Source organism: Methylobacterium sp. A54F (genome assembly GCF_053346035.1).
This window is the reverse complement of record NZ_JBKFBF010000156.1, coordinates 1-299: the sequence shown is the minus strand read 5'-3', so window position 1 is coordinate 299 and position 299 is coordinate 1. Positions and strand designations below refer to the sequence as shown.

Here is a 299-nt window from a genome sequence, read left to right as displayed (position 1 = left end):
AGCTGATGCCGGTCTCGGCGGATGTCAGCACCGACCCCAAGACCGGCATCAGCTTCTACACCGCCCGCATCCTGGTGCCCGACGACCAGCGCGCCCGCCTCGGCCCCCTGCGCCTCGTGCCCGGCATGCCCGTGGTGGCCTTCCTGCAGATCGGCGAGCGCTCGGTGATGAGCTACCTGACGAAGCCGATGAGCGAGCAGATCGCCAAGGCCTGGCGCGAGCGGTAGGACTCGAATTCCCGTCACCGGGCTCCGATTTCCGATCGACGCCGAACCACCACCGCCGTCATTCCGGGGCCG

Annotated in this window: 1 pseudogene; it reads left to right on the top strand. The window is 68.9% G+C overall.

The features are described from left to right. Nucleotides 1-227: pseudogene (locus ACLBXP_RS25760) on the top strand (HlyD family type I secretion periplasmic adaptor subunit); the annotation flags it as partial. Between the last annotated feature and the right edge of the window lie 72 nt (nucleotides 228-299).